The following is a 25,383-nucleotide window of genomic DNA, read 5'->3' as shown; positions in this document are numbered from 1 at the left end:
ATTGATTTTACTAGATGATCCAAAAAGCATCTATTATAAGGAAAATATACTCACTCTATCGTCACTTATTTTTCGCTTTTATTATCAATGAAAAACATTTCTCTTTTTACTCTCTATCAACCTTTCCACATGATGAATCATAACAATAGAATTTCTATATTGTCAACACCTTTTATGACCTAGTAATAAAAGGTGGTTATATTTTTATAATCATACTTTATTTCACTAAAGAAAATGTATAGATTCCATAAGGATTTACCCACTATATATAGACATTTTCTTAAAAGCCATAGACTCTATCTCATTCAATAACTCCCTATGTAATCAACAAACAGAATCACTTGAATTTAGTTTTATATAAATCCCACTACTTCATAATGCCCCACCTAATTAATTATATTAAAATAATTTATAACCTCTTTTAATAAAAATAGACTACTTCTAAAACAACACACATAAATTTCATATAATATGGAAATATTAAAAGGAAAATTGTTCTAAAATCAGGAGGTTTCCGCAATGACAAGTGATACATTTCCACAACTGCCGCTATCTTATTGGATTGAATCTACTCAGCTTCCTACTTTCCCTCGTTTATCCGAAAATATAAAGACAAAAGTTGCTATTATCGGTGCTGGTATTACAGGTATTACTACTGCCTATTTACTTGCAAAAGAAGGCATCGATGTTGTTTTAATTGATTCTGGTCGTATTTTAAACGGAACGACTGGGCATACAACAGCGAAAGTAACAGCACAACATGATCTTATTTATGATGAATTAATAAACCATTTCGGTGTAGAAAAGGCCGGGCTTTACTATGAATCAAATAATCAGGCTCTACAATTCATAAATGAAACTGTTCAAACATATAAAATCGACTGTAATTTCTCAAATGAAGATTCATATTTATATACAACTACCGATAACGGATTAAGAAATTTATCGAAAGAATATGAAGCTTATCAAAAATTAAATATACCTTGTGACTATGTTCAATCTCTATCGATTCCTATTCCAGTACAATCTGCGCTTATAATGAAAAATCAAGCACAATTCCATCCCCTTCTTTATTTAAAAACACTTTTAGAAAAGTTTGTGGAGATGGGCGGAAAGCTCTACGAACAAACAACAGCTATGGATGTGGAAAAGGGAGATCATCCACAAATAATTACAAAAGAGGGCCATCATATCACTTGTGAATATGTCGTCTCTTGTTCACATTTTCCTTTTTATGATGCAAATAGCTTTTTCTTTACGCGAATGTACGCAGAACGCTCCTACGCTCTTGCAATAAAAGCAAAAACGGATTATCCAGGTGGCATGTATTTAAGTATTGATGATCCAAAGCGCTCCTTACGCTATATAACAAACAATGGAGAAAAATTAATTTTGATTGGCGGAGAGAGTCATAAAACAGGACAAGGAATAAATACGATGCTTCATTACGAAGCACTTTATTCTTTTGCTGAAGCAACTTTTGGAATAGACGAAGTTCCTTATAGATGGTCAGCACAAGATTTAATCACTCTAGATAAGCTTCCTTATATCGGACATATTAACGAAAGAAATCCAAATATCTTTGTTGCAACTGGATATCGCAAATGGGGCATGACAACTGGAACTGCTGCCGCTCACCTACTGAAGGACTCCATCCTAAAAGTCCACAGTCCCTATAAAGAACTGTATGCACCATCACGCTTCCATGCAAATCCAGATATAAAAACGTTCCTCTCCCAAAACATTGATGTTGCGAAACATTTAATTGAAGGTAAGATTGAAACCGCATTACGTAAGCCAGAAGATCTCGAAGTTGGTGAAGGATCTGTCGTACATGTTAACGGTAAACGAGCAGGTGCTTATAAGGACAAAGAAGGAAAATTACATATCGTCGATACAACTTGTACACATCTCGGCTGTGAAGTTGAATGGAATAATGGTGATTGTACTTGGGATTGCCCTTGCCATGGTTCTCGTTTTTCAATTGAGGGAGACGTTCTTGAAGGCCCAGCAGATCAACCGTTAAAACGAGTTGATAATGAGTAAACAAATAAAGAAGTTCAACAGAATTACGGTTGAACTTCTTTATTTGTTATAAAATCTTTTCAGATAAATTTCGACACAGGGAGGGAAATATTAACATTAAATAAAATAATATATTCATCTACAAATTAAAAGGGGTGAATATTATGCAACCTTCAGCTCCACCTCATCTAGAATCTACAGAAACTATCTTTTCAAGCTCTATTACAAAACTTGTTGTTTTTATTTGTTGGCTAGCCATTTTAGCTGATGGATATGATTTAGGTATTTACGGTGCCGTTCTACCAAAGCTCCTAGAAGACAAAAGCATAGCTTGCAATTGTACCAGCGCACGCTGGTACAATTGCAAGCTATGCTTTATTTGGGATGTTTATTGGGGCTATTCTAGTTGGAACGATTACAGATCTAATTGGGCGTAAATGGACGCTTATATGCTGTTTAGCACTTTTTTCTATCACAATGGGTTTAGCGGCTATCGCTTCTTCTCCTGAGTTATTTGGATTATCTCGATTTATAGGAGGAATCGGATTAGGCGGTGTTATCCCAACGGCTTCAGCACTTACTGTTGAATATTCACCAAAAAAAAGGCAATCTTTTATTTATGCTCTTATGTTTACTGGCTATCCTTTAGGTATCGTATTAGGTGCTATTTTGTCTATGTTTATGTTAGAAGATTTCGGATGGAGAATTATGTTTGGTATCGGAATGATTCCACTACTCCTCATTCCTTTCATTATTCGCTATTTACCTGAGTCCATTCAATTTTTATTATCACGTAATCGCCAAGAAGAAGTGAACCAAATTCTTAATCGTTTTCAAATTGAATTTCATGTAAAAAATAAAACTCATCAAGCTCCATCTACTATACGAAAGAAAAATGGATTTTTTACTTTATTCTCAAAAGAATACATAAAAGCAACACTACTTTTTTGGATCACTTATATAATGGGAATGTTTTTAATATACGGTTTAAATACTTGGTTACCACAGATGATGCGCCAGGCGGGATATCCTCTTGGATCTAGTCTGTCTTTTCTACTTATGCTAAATATTACCGCAGCTGTTGGTGCGTTATTCGCTGGAGCAATTGCTGATCGTATAGGCGCAAAAATTGTTATTAGCATCTCTTATCTTATGGCAGCCATATGTATCGGACTATTAACAATTAAGCCATCTGTTACAATCATTTATCTTTTAATTGGCCTTGCTGGTATTGGATCGGTCGGTATTACTCAAATATTAAATGCATATGTAACACAATACTTCCCATCACATATCCGAGCTACCTCCTTAGGCTGGGGACTGGGACTTGGCCGAGTTGGTGCAATTGCTGGCCCTATTCTCATCGGTATTATTATGAAAATGCAATATGACTTAGCATGGAATTTTTACTTATTCTCCTTTGCAGGTCTTATCGCAGCTATATCTGTTTTCTTCATTCCTACAAAATAAAAAGAGCACAAACTTACTTGTGCTCTTTTTCATATGCTCCAAACAGCATGTCTCGAAATAGTGTATTTAAAATTTCAATATCGATCCCTGATCCCTTTTCAATTCCTTTTACATATTGCCCATAGTAATGAATTTGTTCTTCTAAAAATTGATTTAGCACCTTAATTTTCAATCCAACATCTAATTCAGTACCTGCTTTTTTCTTTATTAACAACTTTTCAATCTCATCTAACACACTACGTTCTAATGGTAATTCTGTAATCAATCGATCAAATTCTACAGGTGGTAAAGTTGCTTTCTCTTCTAGCCACTTACAAGCTAAAATAGGACGTAATACATAAAAGTACTTTTTCAGCTTTACATTCTCACCTTGCAAAAATTCACGATAATTTTTCGACGCCATATGTAAATAATGATATATCGTTGCTTTTGGATCAAAATTCTTCTCACTCATCTGTTGAAGTAGTTCTGGAAAATTAGAGTTTTTCGAATAAAAAATTGGTGATCGAATCCACTCAAGTAAAGCTGGGTTCGACTTCGCGAATAGTTGCAACGCCTTTTTAATATCCCAACCACTTATATCTAAATCATCACTAATTGGATATTCAATTACATCACGTTTGTCATGAATTGATAAATACCATTCTACCGGATGTATATAAACAAACCTAACATCATAATCGCTATCTTTCGATGGAAATCCCCAAGCACGACTCCCTGATTCCACCGCAAATAAAATTTTTACATCATTCTCTTTTTCAATTCTTTCTAACTCCAACTCGATTTTCTCTCTCATTTCATAACATCTCCATTTTTTGATTATTTCCTTGGAAATTCGACAATACACTATTAATTTTACTACATACTAAAAAAACTGTCAGAAATTACTGACAGCCTAATAAAACTTCTATTGTTGCTTTTCGATTACAGTAGCAGCAATTCGTTCAAACTCTTTTTGAATCTCCTCTTTATATGCATCTACTATTGAAAAATCCATAGCAGCAATATAAATTCGTTCTAATTTATCACGAACCGATTTTGCTTTCGCTAAGAAAGACATTGCCTCATTCATTTTTGCTTTATACTGAATGGAAACATCACGAATTTCCTTCGCATATTTCTCATCAGTCCCTGGCGTAACAATAAGGGCATACATATCAATAATTTCATCACCCTCACGACTTGGAAAATATTCATGCGGTGCGGTGCTATCAAAAATTGCAAAGCCTAATTCTCTTACGATAACCATATCAAGACTATGCGGGTCAAATCCGCAATGATATACTTCAACTTCAAATCCTTTTTCTTCAGCTGCCTTAGCTAACTTTTTGAGCATCGTTGATTTTCCAGAGCCTGGGCGGCCTTTTATAAAATAACGATGTGGTAACCCTTCTGTTAAATTAGGAACAAAGTCAACTGCTCCTTTCGGTGTTGCAGCTCCTAAAAAACGATGTTTGACAAGCGATTGTCTCCCGCTTTTATCTGCAAATAATTTCTGGATTAGCTGATCGGTTAGTTCATTTGCTTTATTAAAATTTATATTATCAATATATATCTTCTCCCACTCATCATGTATAACCAATGCCTCTTTAAAACGTGCGTAAGCAGACTGAAAAGCTTTGCTTGCTTCTGAAACAAATCTTTCAATTTCTAACTTCTGCTTTCTTAGTTTATCTGAGTCCCAAGCAATTCCTAAATTTATATACTCTTCAACAACTCCTGGCATTTTTGGCTCAATAACATGCGGTGATGTCCCATCAACAATTCCTACTTTTAATTGTGGGATAATTACACCATCAACCGATTTATTGTCAGAAGAACAATGTAAAAATTCAATATCATATCCTTTTCCAACCCATTCACGACCTATTGCCTTTATTAAAGAAGATTTTCCCGTTCCTGGACCACCCTTTAAGATAAATAATCTGTCTAATCCTTTTAAATTCTCTTCGTATAAATTGTGAAATCCCCTAGCTGTATTACCACCAGCATAATAATTCAATACATTTCCTGTCACTGCACTCACTCCTTCGCAGCATTCTATTTACATAAGCTACAATATGCGAGCGGCTTTATTTGGGTGAATACCTATTTTGTATTGCACATAAAAAGGAAATGAATTACAATTTAACTATCAGAAAATTAAGATTCCGAAACTGAATACTTCTTTATCAAGAGAGGCAGAGGGACTGGCCCTTTGAAGCCCAGCAACCTCAGTTTATACGAACTGAATAGGTGCTAATTCCTGCAAAATGCATTGCATTTTGGAAGATAAAACTCAATTAGCATGTAAAGCTCATCTTTCTTGATACTGAAGGATGAGCTTTTTATTATTTGAAAAACATATATTGGAGGTATGTAAAATGAAAGTAATTGATTTATCGCAAACATTTGAAAATAATATGTCTCAATTTCCTGGAACACCTAAAATACAACTAGAAGCTGTTACAAGTGTTGAAGAATCAGGCTATCAAGTTACAGATTTTCATTCTGTCGTTCATGTTGGCACGCATTGTGATGCTCCTGCGCATTTTATTTCAGGCGCAACGACCATCGATCAATTACCGCTGGATCAATTTGTAGGTGAAGCTGTTCTTATTGATGTAACTCATGTACAAGAACGAAAACTACCTAAAGAAGTACTGCACGATGCTGATATAAAAGAAGGAGATATTGTTATTTTCCATTCCAATCTATCTACTAAATGGAACACGGAGGCGTATGAGAAAGAAGCTTTTTATCTTTCTGAAGAATTAGCCGAGGAACTAGTACAATTAAAAGTAAAATCTGTCGGTTTAGATTTTATTTCTCCTGATGAGGTAACGACAGCAACATCACCAATTCATCACATACTACTTGGGAATAATATTTATTTAATCGAAAACTTAACAAACTTAGATGCCATTCACACGAAACGTTTCTTCTTCTCAGCAGCACCTTTAAAAATTAAAGATAGCGACGGTGCTTTTGCAAGAGCATTTGCTGTAATTTTTTAAACAAACTATACAAAAAAGCAAAGATCATCATTGACCTTTGCTTCTATTTTTTTTATTTAAATTAAGAAAGAATTGCTCAACATGAGGACGTAACCAAGCTAAATAATCCTTCTCTTTCTTCTTTGTACAAGCTATTTCTTCCCCATCTACCATTTCAACAAGTTCTAGTTCTAACAGTTGCTTCGTGAATGCTAACATATTCACTTCTTCGGATGGATACTCTTCTTTTAATTTCTCCTCAATTTCCCCCAATAAAAAACCGTCACGCATCATTGCCAATGCATCAATCCAAAGTGGCGGCATTTCATACTTTTCTCCTGTAATTGTGTCTTTTACAGTATAATTCTTTTGCTCTTTTCGAAATTGAATCGTGTGTAAACATACAGTCGAATTTAATGTTAATTCCATCATACCACCTCTTTCATAATATCTGCATAGAAAAAAGGATGCGCGTGCACCCCTTCTTATCTTTTCATAACACTACTGAACCGTTACATGAGCAATCAATCTCATGTCGATATTTTCCTCCATTATAAACGAAGTATTTTATAAAAAAAACCCTTCTTGAAACATTTTATAAAATGTTTATATTTACACAACAAGAACACTTTTCTGAAAAATCTTTTCTCAAATACATTAAACGGTCGGCAGAAAAATTTCTACTTTCGTTCCTACTCCTAGACTACTTTGGATCGTGATACTCCCTTGATGTTCCTTAATAATTTTATATGTAATCATTAATCCAAGTCCTGTACCATTCTCCTTTGTTGTGTAAAACGCCTTGCCGATTTTTTCTAACTTCTCATTCTCTATACCACATCCTTGGTCTTCAACAGAAATACACAAATGTCCTTGCGTTTTTTGATATGCACGGATATGAATTTCTCCACCCTCTGGCATTGATTCTATTCCATTTTTAATGATATTTAATAACACTTGTTTTAATTGCTTATCATCACCGTTTATAGCCGGTAGATTTCCATCTACTTGTAAATTACATTTAACTCTATATTGCGTTGCATAACTTTCCATTAGATGCACAACATATAGAAGGGTGTCTCGTATATTACACCTTTCATAATTTGTTGGCTTTGGTTTCCCTAACAACATCAATTCACTAACAAATCCATTAACCCTTTCAATTTCTTGTAGCATAATGTCGTAGCTCATCGTATCAGTTGGATTTCTTTCTTTTTGCATTTGCGTAAACCCTTTTAACGCTGTTAGTGGATTTCGAATTTCATGGGCAATTGTTGTAGACATAGTCCCAATCACAGCTAAATTTTCCGTCTCTTTCATATTGTTCATCATTTCAACCACTGTTCTTACATAAGATTGAAATCGTTTTAATAAAGAATGTGAAATAATGAAATAAAATACACATAAAACAAGTGGAATTATCACTTTTAAATCTTGTAATAGCAATGTGAAAAATACGTACTTTCCAATTACACTAAAGGAAACTAAATAAAAGTATTTTCTATTCACGAAAACTGGGGCAAATAAAATTAACAGCATTTCTACCATACTACCATGTTCAAAAGGTCTATCCGTTCGCAAATAAATCATTAAATTATTAACAAGATTGATAAACATGTATCCAAATAAAAATAAATATTTTACAGAATATACATACCCTCTTTTTTGAAGATATATAGAAATAGGAAATAATGCTATTACAAATATAGGCACACCTATCCCAAGACCACCTTCTGGCCACCCTACCGCTGTTCCACTAATATTCATAGCAGGATATACAAAATAATATATAGCGTCATATAAAAAGAATATAATATAAAATAATAATATAAATACCTTTAAGGCTCTTCTTTCTTCATAAATCAAGCTCTTGTATTTGTTCATATAAAAACTCCCCTTGATCGATACAAAAAACTTTCATTGTTATCTCCTTAAAGTATAAGTATGAAATTGCTTTCAGGGCAATATTTAACCTTATAATACTAAAAGGAAGGAGATCTCTCCTTCCTTTTAGTAACAACTTACATCCACCTTACCCTATCATGTAACAATCCATCAGTAAAATTATTATGCCCTATTACAAAATCCTTCATATATAAATTTAAATACTCACCGTACTTACTTTCTGTATTTAATAACAACTCCTCGACGTAATAAGCACCTTGTTCAAATTGATCTAAAAGTAAACTAGACAAGCCCGCATAAATTCCGCACCCTACCTGAAAATACGTTGCATTCGTTTTATATTTACGAAAAACTTGGCTACTATTCATCACATTATACATATATGTCTCACTATTTTCATAAACGAGTAACACACCAACCAAGTCCTCTCCAGCAACCTCTTCTTCCGCTGGATTAAACACTTTACGATTCCAGTTCCATAAATCTTCTACTTGATCTAAGTTCTGTCTAATTATATTTGTTGTATACTCATTAATTCGGTAAAGAAAACCAACTTCCATATTGAAGTTTTTCCCTAAAATTAATACTTCCTCATGTGGCATTAAACAACCATAGAATTCTTTTTCTCCTAACTTCACTTTATACTCTGAAGCATATACATCTTCATAAAAGTAAAGAGGACGATGATGACTCATATACATCGGATAACTCCAGATTGCTTCATCTAAAAATCGCTCTACTGCCCATGAAGCATAAAGTGTATGTGGCTTTATAAGTGCTGTATCATGCAAAAACGACGTGTCATGTTCTACAATATAACATGCTCTTGGCCTTTCATTTGGTCGTTCCTTCATAAGCTCAACAACCATCCATTGAACAACACCTGGATTCATACCTGAACCTATAATCGCTTTTGTATTTGTAAATTTCTCTTTCTCCTTCTCAAACCTTGTATATCTTTCCGTAAGCTGAAAGCCGATTAAGCTGTCGTCCTGATCTACTGCTTCATTTTCCAAGGCTGAATTAATATAACAAATTCCTAATTCATTACAGCAGCTTAATACTCTAATTGTATCTGCCCCTGAAACATCAATCACAACACTCGTACTTTTTTCTTTTAAATGTTGTTTAAATTCCACAACATTTTGAAGGTTTATCTCATATAAATATAATTGACCTTTCAAATTCGAAAACAACTCATCATAATAAGTCCTATCTTTTTGTTTTATATCCACTAAATGAAATTTGGCATTCTTTAATACTTCATAAATTGGATCTTTTTCATTTGCTATCGCTTGATTTAAAATTGCTAAAACTGCTTTTGCTGCTCCACCAGCACTACCAAGCAATGTAATTGATACCGAATTCGGAAACTGCTCCACGAACAAAACCCCTTTAATAAATTAGTTGAGCAACTCCTCCTCAAAAAATAAATTGAATACATAAAAAGATAGCTCGTACACAATTTTTATAAGTTAGTACAAAGTTACCTTTTAAAAAATCACACTATACTATGTTTATATTCAATTCATTTTTCCCCTCATCTTCAAATTAAACTAAAACAAATAGGCTCGACCTTTTCTTCTGCATATAAAAGAAAAAGTCAGCCCTTCCAACTAATCTACGGACAATGGACGGATTTTACATGTTGAATATTCACATACATTTTTGCATCACGTGCTTTTGATATTTCAATATGACCTTCATCAATTTTCGCCATTTTTCCAATTTTATTGGACTCCTCACCTAAATCAAACACCATAATTTTCCCAGTCATTTTAATAAGCTGTTCTTCAAATGTTCTAGCTAATGTAATATTTAACGGATTTACGGGGAGTTCATTTTTATTGAGGGCATACGGTACTTGGTTTTCTTTATACGGAATTAACCATTTTAAATGCTTTAAAGATATATATACCGTTTTATAAACCGGACTATAAAAAACAATATAGTCGTTCATCACACTTGTAACATAACCATGTATTGGAGCATTTCCTGCTACATAAACTTCTGTAAAAATCCCTTTAGAAGTACTTAATACTTTTCTCAAAGAAATTGAAGGCGATTCCCTCTTAATTACAGAATCAACATCTGGTTTTAGTATGTCTTCGTCGTGTGGTCTTAAAAATTTATAGTATTGTACATGATATAAAGATATATATACATAGTCTTGTCCATTGTAAAGAACAATAATGTCATTTCCTACGTCTATTAATATACCTTTAAACCTTTTTTCACCGATTAATTTAACATATATATTTTCCCCAATACTTTTGTTTAACTCATTCATCTATATCCTCCTTCCTATGAATTTCAGCTTTCCTATCTTCCGTTTCAAAAAAATAATCAGGGCAATGTTCTGTCTTAATAGTAAGTAATTCCTTTTCATACTATCGAAATAAGAAATTGTTCTTCTCTTTCCCTCATAATGCCCCTCTTATTTATTAAACATTATTCATCTTCATTCTTTTTACATTTCACTACTTGACTCACACTCTTAATATGATAATTAATGATATAAATAACTTCATCACCATTTACTAGCGTAATACATTCTTCATGCACTTCACTTAACAAGCCTTCTACACACTCTGGGCCGCCACGATTAATCTTTACCCACTTATACTTCAAGTCACGTAATACATCGACAAAAGTATCATCATCAGAGCAGAAACATGAAACATAGCCATCGCCACATTTACTTTCTTTCACTTTCTTAACTAGACTTTTCACATGTTTCAATTGGTAATATACTAATTCACCAAGAGGAAGTTGTAATGTAAGGTAATCTCTTCCTAACGATACAAGTACCCCCACTCGACTCTCTGGTCCACGAAGATTTACTTTTACAGTCTCACCGACTAAGCCTTTAATTTGTTCACAGCATAATATACTTTCCAAATTTATATCCTCCTTTCTTATTATCTTCCTCTTCTTGACTGTCTTTGTGCGCGAGCTCGACCTGAATTATTACTTTCACTTTCGCTTTCACTTTCGCTTTCTTCGCTCTCTCTACAAGGTACTGTTACACTCTTAATATGAGATACTGCAACTAATATAACTTCTTCTTTTACAATTAGTGTCACAAATTCACAAGAAACATCTTGTAAAATACCTTCAACTTTCTCTGGGCCACCACGATTAATTTTCACCCAGCAATATTTGAAGCTTTGAAGTAACTTTTCAAAGTCATCTTCACATTCACATTCCAACCATCTGCAATCATCTGCTTTACAATCTTTCGCATTTTTTGTAATACTTTTCAGATGACGAATCTGATAGTAATAGAGCTCTCCTTTTTCATTCTTTAATACAAAGTAATCCGAACATACAGCGACTATTGTCCCTTTTTGAGATTCTGGACCACCCCTGTTTACTCTCACAAAAGATCCAATTAAGTCTTTCAGAAAATCACAATGAAATAAACTCACGAGAAAACCCCTTCCATTAATTTATAAGCTTTTGCACTGATAGTATATGTATCTGTACAGGTTACGTTCTCTATGTTTGTCCTAGCTAGAAAAAAATATGCTTTTAACATGGTAGACTACTACCTATCAAAATTTGAAGAAAGGCTAAGAACTCCTTATGTTTTTGATATCTTCAAACAAAAAATCCCTTATGAATATACATTTCTGCATATCTTCATAAGGGATTTTCCATAGTTTAATCTTCGTCTTTAACATCCATATCTTCTGGAATTGGTTCGTTCAATATTTCTTCCACTAATTGCTTATATTTCTCCATTTGTTCTAAATGTGTATTAAATTGTTCTTTATTTACTAAATATTGCTCTCCATCGAATAGCGCACGAATTTTCTTTTGCTGAATTAACTCTTCAATATACGATTTTGATAAATTCAAATACTCCGCAGTCTCTTCTACTGTTATATACAATGCGTTCATTCCTTTATTATTTTTTCATCTATACTGTATCTTACTTTATTTTTGTAAACAAATAAAAAAGATTTTGTAAATGCAGTTCAAAAAGCAGGTAGATGCATTCCATATATTGTATAGTATTATATAGTAAGAATTTTTTAAATATAGAATGGTATTACCCATTTACACAAAGGAGAGTTAACATATGGCTACTCGTCACATCATTACAATGTTAGAAAAAACACTACAAGTTGAAACAGAAAACACAATTTCTCATTTGAATGTATCTTTATCTGATCGTTTTCTTTCTCAAAGCACAGCAATACATGAAAACAATTGTTATCATACAATTGGTGAATGGTACAAAAATCACTTCTTATTCCAACAAGATGATTTCCTTTGGGCTAAATATGCCTTCTATGACGCATATTGTGAAGCCATCAAAAAACAAGGTCATCTTACAAAACGTGTTCGCCAAATATTAGAATCATTAGCTCGAATGCATGGAAAACAGTATATTGCTTCTATACTAAATATGCCATTTCCTAATGAACGCGCTAAAGGGACAGCGTAATTTAGCCATGTTCTGCGTAAGCAAAACATAGCTAAATTGTTTTCTAGGATGCTTTACCAATAAAATGTTCATATCATATGAACTGATGAAACCGGTGTCATTATAATGATAGAAAATATAGTAAACAGGAAAACCCCCACGTACATCTCTCATCCATTTGAATAGAGAAATACGTGGGGGTATACTTGTTCCTTATTATTTCATCATCTGCTTAATCAGTTCGCGATTTCTCTTCTTAAATACTTCATTATGAGAAGAAACCATTCCATACTCACTTGCATCTGGTTGGATAAATTGTTTTGCTTTATTCACAGCATTTCCCGCATCTTGGAATGCACCTGCAATTAAGTGTAGTTTCCCTTCGTGCTTTAAAATATCTCCAGCAGCATATAATCCATCTACTGAAGACTCACTATTTGCATTACCTGCAATATAATAATTATCTATAATTGCAACGTCTAACTCACTATTTTCTAATAATGTAATGTCGCGTTCATATCCATGATTAATAATAACTTCATCAATAGGTAAATGAGAAACCTCACCTGTTTCATGATTTGTTAATTCTACATATTCGATTGCTTCATGATTATCACCAGCAATTAATTTTGTAATCGATGTATTAAAGAAACACTCCGCCGAGCTGTTCATAAGTTGTTTTACTTGTGCTTCATGACCAGATAATTCTTCTTTTCTATACGTTACATACACTTTTTTCGCAATTGGTTCCAATTCATTTGCCCAATCAACAGCAGAATTGCCTCCACCGGAAATAATAACTGTTTTACCTTTGAAACGCTTTAAAGATTTAACTGTATAATTTAAATTCGATACTTCAAATCGCTCAGCACCTTCAATAGATAACTTTTGCGGTTTCAATATACCACTTCCTGTTGCGACGATAACTGTTTTTGAAAAGTGTTCTTCGCCAGTACTTGTTTTTAATGTAAAAGTACCATCTTGATTACGAATAATCGATTCTACTTTTGTATCTAATACAACTTCTGGCTTAAATGTTAACCCTTGCTGTACAAGTTGTTCAATTAACTTATCACCTGTAACTGGTAATAGTCCTCCTACATCCCAAATCATCTTTTCCGGATACACATGTATTTTTCCACCTAAATGTGGTTGAAATTCTATTATTTTCGTTTTCATTTCTCTGAGTCCACTATAAAAAGCTGAATAAAGCCCTGCAGGTCCTCCGCCTATCACGGTTACATCAAACAATTCTTCTCGATTCATTCGTGCTCACTCCTCAGCTATTAATCATTGATTATCATTCTCAATAAAATATAACCTGTTTCCGCAAAATTTACAATCAAAATTACTATTGACAATACACCTATATAAAATTATATTATTTAAAGAATCAATAGTGATAATCATTATCATTTTGTTAATAATTAGCAAATTTGAGATTACATCTTCTTTCATTAATATGGTTATTACTATATTATAAAATCTCATATTCAAGATTTTTAATAAATTATTTTGCATTACCACTACTATTTCAAAAAGATTACAGTTAAACAAATTATTGTATACACATATCATCTATGTTAAAGGAGAAAGACGATGAAAAAGTTATTTATTTCACTAACAGTTCTTTTCGTTCTTGTTATGAGTGCTTGTAGCAATAGCTCTACAGACAAAAAGGACGATGCAAAAGGTAGCAAATCAGAAACAATTACATACCAATCTGAAGATGGTAAAAAAGTAGAGGTTCCTGCAAATCCAAAACGCGTTGTTGTATTATCATCATTCGCTGGTAACGTAATGTCATTAGGAGTAAATCTTGTTGGGGTAGATTCATGGTCTAAACAAAACCCACGTTTTGATAGCAAACTTAAAGATGTTGCTGAAGTATCAGATGAAAATGTTGAAAAAATCGCTGAACTAAATCCAGATTTAATCATCGGTTTATCAAATATTAAAAATGTCGATAAGTTAAAGAAAATCGCGCCTACTGTAACATACACTTACGGAAAAGTTGATTACTTAACACAGCATTTAGAAATCGGTAAATTATTAAACAAAGAAAAAGAAGCAAAAACTTGGGTTGATGACTTCAAGAAACGTGCACAAGAAGCTGGTAAAGAAATTAAAGCAAAAATCGGTGAAGATGCTACAGTTTCTGTTGTAGAAAACTTCAACAAACAGCTTTATGTATACGGCGAGAACTGGGGCCGCGGAACAGAAATTCTGTACCAAGAAATGAAATTAAAAATGCCTGAAAAAGTAAAAGAAAAAGCATTAAAAGAAGGTTACTACGCATTATCTACTGAGGTATTACCTGAGTTTGCTGGTGATTACTTAATCGTAAGTAAAAACAAAGATACTGATAACTCATTCCAAGAGACAGAATCATATAAAAACATCCCAGCAGTAAAAAATAATCGCGTATACGAAGCGAACATGATGGAATTCTATTTCAATGATCCACTTACATTAGACTTCCAACTAGACTTCTTCAAGAAAAGCTTTCTTGGTAAATAATACAAACATGAGGAATTCTTAAATTAAGAATTCCTCTTCCTTTATTCTATGAACAGAAAAGATGTGAAACGAATGACAAAAGATCACGACAATCCACGTTCTATAGCTTTTACATACAAGCTTATTTTAAGCATAATTGCATTCTTTCTTATTTTTATGGTGGCAATGGTATTAGGGGCTGCAGATACTTCAATAAAAGATGTATGGTTAGCACTCACTTCTTCCGCTAAAGGGGACAAACTATCTATTATTCGCGAAATTCGTTTACCACGTGAAGTAGCTGCTATTTTTGTAGGAGCTGGACTTGCTGTTTCTGGAGCAATTATGCAAGGATTAACACGAAATCCACTTGCGGATCCTGGATTATTAGGGCTATCTGGTGGAGCAAATGCTGCGCTTGCGTTAACGCTGGCCTTCAACCCTTCCATCAGCTATCTTTACTTAACATTAGCTTGCTTTATCGGTGCTGCAATTGGCGCAATTATGGTATTTGGAATTGGTATGGTGAAAAAAGGTGGCCTTTCTCCTCTTCGAATTGTATTAGCGGGCGCTGCAGTTTCAGCATTTCTACTCGCAATTTCAGAAGGAATCGGCATTTACTTTAAAATTTCACAAGAGGTATCACTTTGGACTGCTGGTGGCGTAATTGGAACAACTTGGAACCAATTAAAAATTATTATTCCAGTCATTTCAATTAGTATCTTTATCGCTATCTTACTAGCAAAAAAATTGACAGTTCTTAGTTTCAGTGAGGAAGTGGCTATTGGACTAGGTCAAAAAATTATTGTTATTAAAACTATTTTATTTATCATTATTATCTTACTTGCAGGTGCATCTGTAGCGCTTGTTGGAAATATGGCATTTATCGGCTTAATGGTACCTCACATGGTACGCCCAATTGTCGGTCCAGATTACCGATTTGTTATACCGATGTCAGCAATTGCTGGGGCCTCCTTTATGCTACTTGCAGATACAATCGGACGTACTATTAACGCTCCGTACGAAACACCAGTTGCCGCTATTGTCGCAATTGTAGGATTACCATTCTTCCTATTCATTGTACGTAAAGGAGGAAAAACATTCTCATGATGCAATCTATGCTAAGAAAACAACGTCTTATTATACTCGCTTTACTTATAGTAATCATCACAACCATTGTAGTTGGAATGGGACTTGGTTCAGCATCTTTATCTTATGATCGACTACTCCCAACATTAATGGGGCAAGGGACGTTTAAAGAGGATTTCGTTTTATACTCTTTAAGGCTACCTAGAATTGTCATTACATTATTAGCTGGTATGGCTCTCGCTTTATCAGGGGCTATTCTGCAAGGAATTACCCGAAATGATTTAGCTGAACCTGGTATTCTTGGAATCAACTCTGGGGCCGGTGTTGCTGTCGCTATTTTCTTTTTATACTTTCCAATAGATGTAGGTTCATTTCTTTACTTACTACCTGTCGTTGGATTTATCGGAGCATTTCTGACAGCTGTTCTAATTTACGTATTTTCATATAGTAAATCAACTGGACTTCAACCAATCCGATTAACATTAACCGGTATCGGTTTTGCATTTGCACTATCTGGAACGATGATTGTCCTTATTTCATCCGCGGATCGTATGAAAGTAGACTTTATTTCAAAATGGATTGCCGGAAATATTTGGGGAGATGACTGGATATTCGTTTTAGCAATGCTCCCATGGCTAATCGTATTAATTCCGTTCGTTTTCTATAAAGCAAATCGATTAAACATTTTAGCATTAAACGAACCAGTCGCAATCGGCGTTGGAATTGAAATTGAAAAAGAACGCAGATACTTATTAGTTGCAGCCGTTGCACTTGCAGCTGCAGCTGTTTCCGTAACAGGAGGAATTAGCTTTATCGGATTAATGGCTCCTCATATCGCGAAATCTTTAGTAGGTCCAAGACATCAAATCTTCATGCCTATCGCCCTTTTAATCGGCGGATGGCTATTATTATTAGCAGATACAATTGGAAGAAATATCGTTGATCCTAATGGCATTCCAGCAGGTATTGTCGTTGCTTTAATTGGGGCTCCTTACTTTATGTATTTGTTGCTTAAAAAAGCTTAAAAGACACCCTCAAGATTTTTTCTTGAGGGTGTCTTTGTTTCATTCTACTGCTGCCCATATCCTTCAAACTTCTTCGCCAAATTCTCCATCTCATCTTCTGGCAATAGCTTTGGTTCCCCAATGCTTTTCGTTTGATAATAAATTTGTGCACAAAACTCAATTTCTTCCGCAACAGTAAATGCCATTTTTATATTATTTGCACCTGCAATTAAACCGTGATTCGCAAGTAAAACAGCACGGCGATCAATCATGCCTTCAAAAGCAGCCTCTGCTAATTGCTTCGTACCAAATGTTTCATACGGTGCACAGCGCACATTCGGACCTGCAAAAGCAATTAAATATGACACAGCCGGAAGCTCCCATCCTAATGACGCAATCGTCTTCGCGTAAGGAGAATGTGTATGCACAAGCGCATTTATATCTTCACGCTTCCTATAGTAAATAAGGTGCATATCTAATTCACTTGATGGTTTTCTCTCTCCTTCTACTACTTCACCATCTAAGTTTAATATAACCACATCTTCAGGCTTTGTTTCATAATACTCTAAACCACTTGGGCTAATCGCAACAAGACCTTGTTCACGATTAAAGATACTAATATTACCGCCCGTTCCCTTTGTTAAACCACTAGAAATCATTTTCTTTCCATACGCTACAATTTCTTCTCTTTCTTTTTGTAATAACATATACATCCCCCTAAGTATGAAGCTTATGATGACTGACTTTTATATTTATCTATTTATTGAAATAGCTTTTTTAAATTCTCCGTAAACGGTGCCTTTACAATCCCTTTTTCTGTAATAATCGCTGTTACATTTTCATGTGGAGTAACATCAAATGCTGGATTATATACTTTACTTTCTTTCGGAGCAGAATATTGTCCGAAGCGATTAATCACTTCAAAAGCATCTCTTTCCTCGATGGGAATTTCTTTTCCTGTCGGTGTTTTCAAGTCGATTGTCGGCGTTGGCGCTGCTACATAAAACGGAATGTTGTAGTATTTCGCTAAAATAGATACGCCTAATGTTCCAATTTTATTTGCTATATCACCGTTCGCTGCCACACGGTCGCATCCAACAATTACAGCGTCAATCTTCCCTTGTGACATGACCATAGCTGCCATATTATCCGTAATGACAGTAACATCAATTCCCGCTCGCTGTAGTTCTAATGCCGTTAACGTTGACCCTTGTAATCTTGGACGTGTTTCATCCGAAAAGATTTTTAAGTCCCATCCTTTTTCTTTTGCTAAGTACATTGGAGCCGTCGCAGTACCATACTTAGTCGTCGCTAACGCACCAGCATTACAATGTGTTAATACTCCCATTCCATCATGGAATAATGTTAATGCATGTTCTCCAATTTGACGGTTAATTTCTTCATCTTCTCTATGAATTTCTTTTGCCTCTTCTAGTAATCTATCTTTCAACTGTGAGATTGATAAATGAATATTATCTGCCGCTACACTTTCCATTCTTTCAAGTGCCCAAAATAAATTTACTGCAGTCGGTCTTGATGTCGCCAAGTATGTACATACCTTTCTTACTTCATCCATAAATCCTTCTTCCGTACTTTCAGCAAATTCCTTTACCCCTAAATACACTCCATAAGCTGCTGAAACACCAATCGCTGGTGCACCTCGTACTTTCATTACTTGAATGGCATCCCACACACTTTCAGCTGTTTTAAATGATTCATAGACAATTTCATTCGGTAATAACGTTTGATCTAACAAAACTAAAGCATCATCTTTCCACTGAATTGGTATTAATTGCTCTTCCATCATATTCTCCCCTTACTCCGCGTAGTGCATTGACTGTTCTTTTAACGTTTCTACAAAACTTGTACCTGTTCTATATTGATTCGCTCGTAAAATAAAACTCTTCGCTACTTTAAGACAAATTCGCTCCGCTCTAGCACGTGCTTCCTCATTCTCAATACAAGTAATATCTTTTACTTTCGCTAATCCAACAATACGGCGGATTAATTCAAGACCTGTCACTGCAGCTGTATCCTCTAATACAGATTGTAAATATACTTCGTTAAAGCCTTCTTCCTTCGCCATAATCTCGGTCACATGAATATCCCAAGCATCTAAAAACTTCTTCTTAAATAAATCAATTACCTCTACCATCGTAGTTTGTAACCAATCCATATACGTATCTTTCTCAGCTCCAGGTGGCATCGTTGCATCTGCATTCACCCAAGCAAACATTAAATTCGCCATTACATTCCCAACGTCATATCCCATAGGTCCATAAAAAGCAAACTCAGGATCAATAACCTTTGTAGAATCATCTCTTACAAAAACAGAACCAGTATGTAAATCACCATGAAGCAATGCCTGTGCATTCGTCATAAAAGAAAATTTACGTTTCGCTACTTCCATACGAAGCTCTTTATCACTATAAATATGCTCCCTAATCCATCCCTCATTTAAAGGAAATAACTCATTACGCTTATTATGATTTGTAAATGGTTCTGAATATACGAGGTCCTCTGTAATCTCACATAATTCAGGATTTATATAATTCTTCACAAGTTCCTTCTTCTCTTTATGATTCATTACAACATCAGATGTTAATAAAAGTGTATTTACCATAAAAGTAGTTAAGTCGTCAGCAAGCTGCGGAAATATTTGATGATTTATAAGTGCTGTACGTAATATTGTGTGATCCGATAAATCTTCCATTACGCAACAGTTCATCACACTATCAAATAAATACACCTTAGGAACAAGTCCAGGTGCTAACTCATCCTCTAACTGCAAAACATCTGATTCTATGCGAATACGATTCGTCGACAACTTAAACTCATCTGAAATGCGAGCTGTATCCCCAGCTTGCTTTACGATGACAGAGATGTTCTCTTTTTCATCCCAAACGCGGAACACATAATTTAAATTGCCATCACCTATTTCTTTACACTTTAGCCCCTTTGCATGTTCAAACTTAGATAATTTCTCTTTCACATATGCAATCACATCTTTAGCTTCCATTAAAAAATACTTTGTGAACTTAGACATGGTTTCCCCTCCACACCAATTGTAAGCGTTTTCTAAAAGCTATAAAAAATAATAGGTTGAATTTTTTCATCCTATAAATATGTATTCTTCTTTTTGAAAGGTATATCTAGGTTTTATTATATCTCGTTAGCACTTTGAGTCAATATTTCTAACTATCAGCGTAATATACTTCCTAATTATATATTTGAGATGACAAAAATTGTTCAAAAAGATTTCGATTCATTTTATTTTATTTATCGCACAATTCTTTGTAAAATAGAAATAAGCAGTTCCTTTTCAAATACATAACTTCTAAGAAATATTTCCTTCCTAAGAATTTACACTTACACCATATCTCTAACATACACACTACTCTTTCAAACAATCATTGAAAATTTATAAACTTAAAGTTACCTTTCCATTCCCTGTTAGCCTTAATTGAGAATAAATATTAATTAAATCGGTATAAAGTTGGTTTATTCTCTTGACAAAATAACCACTTCTATATGATAATTAATATCGAATTAGAATTATTATAGTTAATTAAAAAATATATTTTATGAGCACACTATTTTTTGATGCTCAAAACCAACATTTAGGAGGAATTTTAATATGTTATTAATCGGCACAGAAGTAAAACCGTTTAAAGCTAATGCTTACCATAATGGAGAATTTATCCAAGTTACTGACGAAAGTTTAAAAGGAAAATGGAGTGTAGTTTGTTTCTACCCAGCTGACTTCACATTCGTTTGCCCAACTGAACTTGAAGACTTACAAAACCAATACGCAACTCTAAAAGACTTAGGCGTTGAAGTATACTCTGTATCTACAGACACTCACTTCACTCACAAAGCATGGCATGATAGCTCAGAAACTATCGGCAAAATCGAGTACATCATGATTGGTGACCCAACTCGCACAATCACTACAAACTTCAACGTTTTAATGGAAGAAGAAGGTCTTGCTGCTCGTGGTACATTCATCATCGATCCAGACGGCGTTATCCAATCTATGGAAATCAATGCTGACGGTATCGGCCGTGACGCAAGCATTCTTGTTAACAAAATTAAAGCTGCTCAATACGTACGTAACAACCCAGGTGAAGTTTGCCCAGCTAAATGGCAAGAGGGTTCTGCAACACTTAAACCAAGCCTTGACCTTGTAGGCAAAATCTAAGGAGTTCGATCAAAATGATACTAGATGCAGATATAAAAACACAACTATCCCAATACCTTCAATTAATGGAGAACGATATTTTACTTAAGGTAAGCGCAGGAGACGATAACGTATCTAAAGATATGTTAGCTCTAGTAGACGAATTAGCTACTATGTCATCTAAGATTACAGTAGAAAAAGTTGAATTAGAGAGAACACCAAGCTTTAGCGTAAACCGCCCTGGTGAAGACACTGGTGTCGTATTCGCTGGTATTCCATTAGGACACGAATTTACATCATTAGTGTTAGCTTTACTACAAGTAAGTGGACGCGCTCCAAAAGTTGAACAAAAATTAATCGATCAAATTAAAAACATTCAAGGCGAATATCATTTTGAATCTTATATCAGCCTAAGTTGTCATAACTGTCCTGATGTTGTACAAGCTCTTAACGTAATGAGCGTTCTTAACCCTGGTATTACACATACTATGATTGATGGCGCTGCATTCAAAGAGGAAGTAGAAAGCAAAGACATCATGGCAGTACCAACTGTTTACCTAAACGGCGAATCTTTCGGAAGCGGTCGTATGACACTTGAAGAAATTTTAGCTAAAATGGGTAACGGTCCAGATGCATCAGAGCTTTCTGATAAAGATCCATACGATGTTCTTGTTGTTGGTGGCGGCCCTGCTGGTGCAAGTGCAGCAATTTACGCAGCACGTAAAGGCATCCGCACTGGTATCGTTGCTGAGCGCTTCGGTGGTCAAGTAATGGATACTATGGGCATTGAGAACTTCATCAGACGTAAAAAAGACTGAAGGTCCTAAGCTAGTAGCAAGCCTTGAAGAGCACGTAAAAGAATACGACATCGATGTAATGAATCTACAACGTGCGAAACGTTTAGAGAAAAAAGAACTTATTGAAGTGGAACTTGAAAACGGCGCTATTCTGAAAAGTAAGAGCGTAATCGTTTCTACAGGTGCTCGCTGGCGTAATGTTGGCGTACCAGGTGAAGCTGAGTTCAAAAATAAAGGTGTAGCATATTGCCCACACTGTGACGGTCCATTATTCACTGGAAAAGACGTAGCAGTTATCGGCGGAGGTAACTCTGGTATTGAAGCAGCTATCGACTTAGCAGGTATTGTTAAGCACGTAACTGTTCTTGAATTCATGCCAGAATTAAAAGCTGATGCTGTATTACAAGAGCGTCTTAACAGCTTACCAAACGTAACTGTTCTGAAAAACGTTCAAACGAAAGAAATCACTGGTACTGATAAAGTAAACGGTATTTCTTACATCGATCGTGAAACTGAAGAAGTTCATCACGTTGAATTACAAGGTGTATTCGTACAAATCGGTCTTGTGCCAAACACAGACTGGTTAGGCGAAACAGTTGAACGCGTTCGCGGTGAAATCGTAACAGACAAGCACGGCGCTACAAACGTACCAGGAGTGTTTGCTGCAGGTGACTGTACAAATAATCCGTACAAACAAATCATCATCTCTATGGGTTCAGGTGCAAACGCAGCTTTAGGTGCATTTGATTACTTAATCCGTAACTAATAAAAACAGGTGCCTTGGCACCTGTTTTTTATTACCCTAATGTATAAACTAAAAACCTCTCATTCCCATTCTTCTCATAAGCCCCAGGCAACCTTACTTCTTTATTCAGCTCAAACGCAGTCTGATTTTCTAAGAAGAAAATATAGTCCTCAGAAGGATAATATAAAATAATATCCACTTCTCTCCCCGTGTTTTCTACTGAAAGCAAAATGTTATTTACTACATTCATAAACACTTGCACAGAAAACGGATTAAAGAAATAAAACCTATTATCATGTGGATCAATCTTATATTCCTGCGCTAAACAACATTGGAATTGAATTTTCCCCTTACTGTTTCGTGCCTTTCGTGCATAACGATCTCGATTATCCATCGCTTCTTTATAAAATTCTTCATTCATTTCAATTCCAACTGCTGAAGCCCCACATTTATGATGCATATAAAAGTTTAATCGCCCTTTTCCGCACCCAAAGTCTACAATTCGGTCGCTACTTCGTATTTCATATTGATTCAATAACTCATCTAACCCGCTATACGGCGTCGGTTCGTAGCGGTGATAATGCATAGACTTGTTAAACCCTTTTTGCTCACCGACTGTTTTTATATGTAAAACTGCATCGTAATATTGTTCGTTCATTCGTTTTCTCCTATTAAAAAATGGTACTTATTATTATACACCATGTACTGGAGGCTCATTTTTCATCAAATTAATAGGTACGTGAAATTATATTAACGATTTTCTTAATATATCTATCGTAACTTCAAATATATCAACGATTTTCTCAATATATCTATCATAACTTCAAATATATCAACGATTTTCTCAATATATCGATTTACCGACAATTCACCACAAAAAACAGGAGCTCTTTAGCCCCTGTCTTCTAACACTTTCAATACAGTTTGTTTCAATATTTCTACCCCATCCATAATACAACTATGATCAAATCTCATATACGGATGGTGTAATCCAGGTTGTAGGTCTGCTCCTAGTCCAAGCATGACAGCTTTTAAATGTGGTCTTTTCACTGTATAGTAATGGAAATCATCGCTTCCTGTCGTATAGAGAGGCCCTGTGCATCTCTCTTCCCCATACACTTCGAGAATACCTTTACGCATAAAGCGCTCTGCTTCTTCGGAAACCTCTGCTCCTGGTGCAAGATCCATCCATTCGTATGAAGTTTTCGACCCCATCGATGCAGCTGATTCTATTACATGCTCAATCTTTTTCTTTAATTCTTCTAATAGTATATTACTCTCTGCTCTTACATCTAAACTGAAATGACCATTTCCCGGAATAATATTTAAATTATCACCACCAGCTTGGCATCTCGTCATTTTTACTGAATAAGAACTTTGCGGTGGCAGCCAAATATTTTTCAAACCGACATTAATCATGGAAATGACATCAATCGCATTCACACCTTGGTGTGGTCTTGCCCCGTGTGCATCCTCCCCATGAATCATACCCTCTAAAAATCCTGCTGCTCCATGGCGAATAGATGAGGCTGCTTGTTTCAAAGATAGTTCTTCAATTGGTCTTAGATGGACACCAAATAAGAAATCGGCATCATCTACAGCACCTTTCTCCACCATCTTCAAAGCACCATTACCCTTCTCTTCTGCCGGCTGAAAAATAATCTAACCGTACCACTTTTCCATCTCATATTTTTCAATTGTAAAATAAGTCCCATTACAATAGTCATATGAGCATCATGGCCACATGAATGGTTCGCTTTAAATTCTCCATTTACTTCTTGCCAAAGTGCATCCATATCAGCACGAATCGCAATAACTGGATTCCCGCCTCCAATCTCAGCAATTACACCTGGACAATCATCAAATGTTCTATATGAAATTCCTTCTTCTTTTAAAAAGTCAGTAATATACGCTGTCGTTTCATATTCTTTCCAACTTACTTCAGGGTTTTCGTGTAAATGCTGAAAAATCTCCGTTAAGCGCTCTTGTAGTTCTAATGTTTTCAACGTTCCAGTCTCCTTCCCACATTACAAACGATTCGGGTTAATTATACTTATGAAAAACAGATGTTTTTATGAACATATTGAATTTTAAGAAAAAAGTCAATTATTTATTTTTAAATACTTAAAAACCTTACTCTGCACTTATATTACAAACTAAACAAACAACTAGAACATTCCTTATTTTCTGTTTTTTATGTTGACGCTTACATAAACTTTTAGTTATCATAACCTAATAAACGTCTATTTTACGACAATT

The 25,383-nt window shown here is 34.8% G+C and carries 21 protein-coding genes, 3 pseudogenes and 1 riboswitch; of the genes and pseudogenes, 9 read left to right on the top strand and 15 right to left on the bottom strand.

Features of this window, described 5'->3' with window-relative positions; genetic code table 11:
• The first annotated feature begins 519 nt into the window (after positions 1 to 519).
• Positions 520 to 2,046: an FAD-dependent oxidoreductase gene (locus HMPREF1014_RS25060; RefSeq protein WP_000199992.1), complete on the top strand. Its 1,527-nt coding sequence runs from the start codon at positions 520 to 522 to the stop codon at positions 2,044 to 2,046.
• Positions 2,047 to 2,189: 143 nt separating this feature from the next.
• Positions 2,190 to 3,495 (top strand): annotated as a pseudogene (locus HMPREF1014_RS25055) (MFS transporter).
• A gap of 13 nt (positions 3,496 to 3,508) precedes the next feature.
• Here HMPREF1014_RS25055 and HMPREF1014_RS25050 read toward each other — a convergent pair.
• Entirely contained in the window at positions 3,509 to 4,291 is a 783-nt protein-coding gene (locus HMPREF1014_RS25050; protein WP_001208233.1) for a nucleotidyltransferase domain-containing protein, read from the bottom strand.
• Positions 4,292 to 4,402: 111 nt separating this feature from the next.
• Entirely contained in the window at positions 4,403 to 5,512 is a 1,110-nt protein-coding gene (locus HMPREF1014_RS25045) for a PRK06851 family protein (RefSeq protein ID WP_000147488.1), read from the bottom strand.
• A gap of 148 nt (positions 5,513 to 5,660) precedes the next feature.
• A riboswitch (SAM riboswitch) is annotated at positions 5,661 to 5,773 on the top strand.
• Between the two features lie 85 nt (positions 5,774 to 5,858).
• On the opposite strand from HMPREF1014_RS25045, the gene HMPREF1014_RS25040 reads away from it, so the two are divergent.
• A complete protein-coding gene (locus HMPREF1014_RS25040; RefSeq protein ID WP_000862982.1) occupies positions 5,859 to 6,491 on the top strand; it encodes a cyclase family protein in 633 nt (210 codons plus the stop codon).
• A 27-nt stretch (positions 6,492 to 6,518) separates the two neighbouring features.
• On the opposite strand, the gene HMPREF1014_RS25035 is transcribed toward HMPREF1014_RS25040, so the two are convergent.
• The 7 genes from HMPREF1014_RS25035 to HMPREF1014_RS25005 all read right to left on the bottom strand — a co-directional run bounded on the left by HMPREF1014_RS25035 (position 6,519) and on the right by HMPREF1014_RS25005 (position 12,281).
• The gene (locus tag HMPREF1014_RS25035) at positions 6,519 to 6,899 is read right to left on the bottom strand and encodes a hypothetical protein (protein WP_000424119.1); all 381 of its coding nucleotides are present in this window, start codon (positions 6,897 to 6,899) and stop codon (positions 6,519 to 6,521) included.
• A gap of 228 nt (positions 6,900 to 7,127) precedes the next feature.
• A complete protein-coding gene (locus HMPREF1014_RS25030) occupies positions 7,128 to 8,354 on the bottom strand; it encodes an ATP-binding protein (RefSeq protein WP_001046094.1) in 1,227 nt (408 codons plus the stop codon).
• A 137-nt stretch (positions 8,355 to 8,491) separates the two neighbouring features.
• Complete coding sequence (locus HMPREF1014_RS25025; protein ID WP_000434756.1) at positions 8,492 to 9,757, bottom strand: hypothetical protein; 1,266 nt, start codon at positions 9,755 to 9,757, stop codon at positions 8,492 to 8,494.
• A gap of 239 nt (positions 9,758 to 9,996) precedes the next feature.
• Positions 9,997 to 10,665, bottom strand: a complete 669-nt coding sequence (locus tag HMPREF1014_RS25020; RefSeq protein WP_001004268.1) for a YwrJ family protein — start codon at positions 10,663 to 10,665, stop codon at positions 9,997 to 9,999.
• A gap of 161 nt (positions 10,666 to 10,826) precedes the next feature.
• Complete coding sequence (locus HMPREF1014_RS25015) at positions 10,827 to 11,276, bottom strand: hypothetical protein (RefSeq protein WP_000443836.1); 450 nt, start codon at positions 11,274 to 11,276, stop codon at positions 10,827 to 10,829.
• Between the two features lie 20 nt (positions 11,277 to 11,296).
• Complete coding sequence (locus HMPREF1014_RS25010; protein ID WP_000051534.1) at positions 11,297 to 11,806, bottom strand: hypothetical protein; 510 nt, start codon at positions 11,804 to 11,806, stop codon at positions 11,297 to 11,299.
• Between the two features lie 235 nt (positions 11,807 to 12,041).
• The gene (locus HMPREF1014_RS25005) at positions 12,042 to 12,281 is read right to left on the bottom strand and encodes a helix-turn-helix domain-containing protein (protein ID WP_002004306.1); all 240 of its coding nucleotides are present in this window, start codon (positions 12,279 to 12,281) and stop codon (positions 12,042 to 12,044) included.
• A gap of 181 nt (positions 12,282 to 12,462) precedes the next feature.
• Between HMPREF1014_RS25005 and HMPREF1014_RS25000 the strand changes: the two genes are divergently transcribed.
• A complete protein-coding gene (locus tag HMPREF1014_RS25000) occupies positions 12,463 to 12,831 on the top strand; it encodes a hypothetical protein (protein ID WP_000235475.1) in 369 nt (122 codons plus the stop codon).
• Between the two features lie 195 nt (positions 12,832 to 13,026).
• On the opposite strand, the gene HMPREF1014_RS24990 is transcribed toward HMPREF1014_RS25000, so the two are convergent.
• Entirely contained in the window at positions 13,027 to 14,076 is a 1,050-nt protein-coding gene (locus tag HMPREF1014_RS24990; RefSeq protein WP_001078268.1) for an NAD(P)/FAD-dependent oxidoreductase, read from the bottom strand.
• 333 nt (positions 14,077 to 14,409) lie between these two features.
• Here HMPREF1014_RS24990 and HMPREF1014_RS24980 point away from each other — a divergent pair, with 333 nt between their 5' ends.
• The 3 genes from HMPREF1014_RS24980 to HMPREF1014_RS24970 are packed head-to-tail and all read left to right on the top strand — an operon-like array spanning position 14,410 to position 17,423.
• Positions 14,410 to 15,330, top strand: a complete 921-nt coding sequence (locus HMPREF1014_RS24980; protein WP_000732591.1) for an iron-hydroxamate ABC transporter substrate-binding protein — start codon at positions 14,410 to 14,412, stop codon at positions 15,328 to 15,330.
• Positions 15,331 to 15,378: 48 nt separating this feature from the next.
• Positions 15,379 to 16,419: a FecCD family ABC transporter permease gene (locus HMPREF1014_RS24975; RefSeq protein WP_002023144.1), complete on the top strand. Its 1,041-nt coding sequence runs from the start codon at positions 15,379 to 15,381 to the stop codon at positions 16,417 to 16,419.
• Positions 16,416 to 17,423 (top strand): FecCD family ABC transporter permease, encoded by a 1,008-nt coding sequence (locus HMPREF1014_RS24970; RefSeq protein WP_000983770.1) that lies wholly within the window; start codon positions 16,416 to 16,418, stop codon positions 17,421 to 17,423. The genes HMPREF1014_RS24975 and HMPREF1014_RS24970 overlap by 4 nt, the downstream gene beginning before the upstream one ends.
• Positions 17,424 to 17,467: 44 nt before the next feature.
• On the opposite strand, the gene HMPREF1014_RS24965 is transcribed toward HMPREF1014_RS24970, so the two are convergent.
• From HMPREF1014_RS24965 to mtnK, 3 genes are read right to left on the bottom strand one after another with little or no spacing between them, the layout of a single operon-like run.
• Positions 17,468 to 18,109 carry an L-fuculose-phosphate aldolase gene (locus HMPREF1014_RS24965; RefSeq protein WP_000926557.1) on the bottom strand — a complete coding sequence of 214 codons (642 nt, stop codon included), beginning with the start codon at positions 18,107 to 18,109 and terminating at the stop codon, positions 17,468 to 17,470.
• Between the two features lie 53 nt (positions 18,110 to 18,162).
• On the bottom strand, positions 18,163 to 19,209 hold the full coding sequence (gene mtnA / locus HMPREF1014_RS24960; RefSeq protein WP_025966258.1) for an S-methyl-5-thioribose-1-phosphate isomerase: 1,047 nt from the start codon (positions 19,207 to 19,209) through the stop codon (positions 18,163 to 18,165).
• 9 nt (positions 19,210 to 19,218) lie between these two features.
• Complete coding sequence (gene mtnK / locus HMPREF1014_RS24955; protein ID WP_000033217.1) at positions 19,219 to 20,448, bottom strand: S-methyl-5-thioribose kinase; 1,230 nt, start codon at positions 20,446 to 20,448, stop codon at positions 19,219 to 19,221.
• 591 nt (positions 20,449 to 21,039) lie between these two features.
• Here mtnK and ahpC point away from each other — a divergent pair.
• Positions 21,040 to 21,603, top strand: a complete 564-nt coding sequence (ahpC, locus tag HMPREF1014_RS24950; protein ID WP_000924420.1) for an alkyl hydroperoxide reductase subunit C — start codon at positions 21,040 to 21,042, stop codon at positions 21,601 to 21,603.
• Positions 21,604 to 21,617: 14 nt separating this feature from the next.
• Positions 21,618 to 23,145: pseudogene (gene ahpF / locus HMPREF1014_RS24945) on the top strand (alkyl hydroperoxide reductase subunit F).
• Positions 23,146 to 23,176: 31 nt separating this feature from the next.
• Here ahpF and HMPREF1014_RS24940 read toward each other — a convergent pair.
• Together HMPREF1014_RS24940 and HMPREF1014_RS24935 are read right to left on the bottom strand one after the other, a co-directional pair.
• Positions 23,177 to 23,782 (bottom strand): SAM-dependent methyltransferase, encoded by a 606-nt coding sequence (locus tag HMPREF1014_RS24940; protein WP_001005632.1) that lies wholly within the window; start codon positions 23,780 to 23,782, stop codon positions 23,177 to 23,179.
• Positions 23,783 to 24,015: 233 nt separating this feature from the next.
• Positions 24,016 to 25,130: pseudogene (locus HMPREF1014_RS24935) on the bottom strand (M20 peptidase aminoacylase family protein).
• Positions 25,131 to 25,383 lie beyond the last annotated feature (253 nt).

The sequence above is a fragment of the Bacillus sp. 7_6_55CFAA_CT2 genome (assembly GCF_000238655.1).
In the GTDB taxonomy this organism is placed as follows: domain Bacteria; phylum Bacillota; class Bacilli; order Bacillales; family Bacillaceae_G; genus Bacillus_A; species Bacillus_A cereus.
The sequence above is the reverse complement of the archived record's forward strand: the minus strand, read 5'-3'. Positions and strand labels throughout refer to the sequence as shown.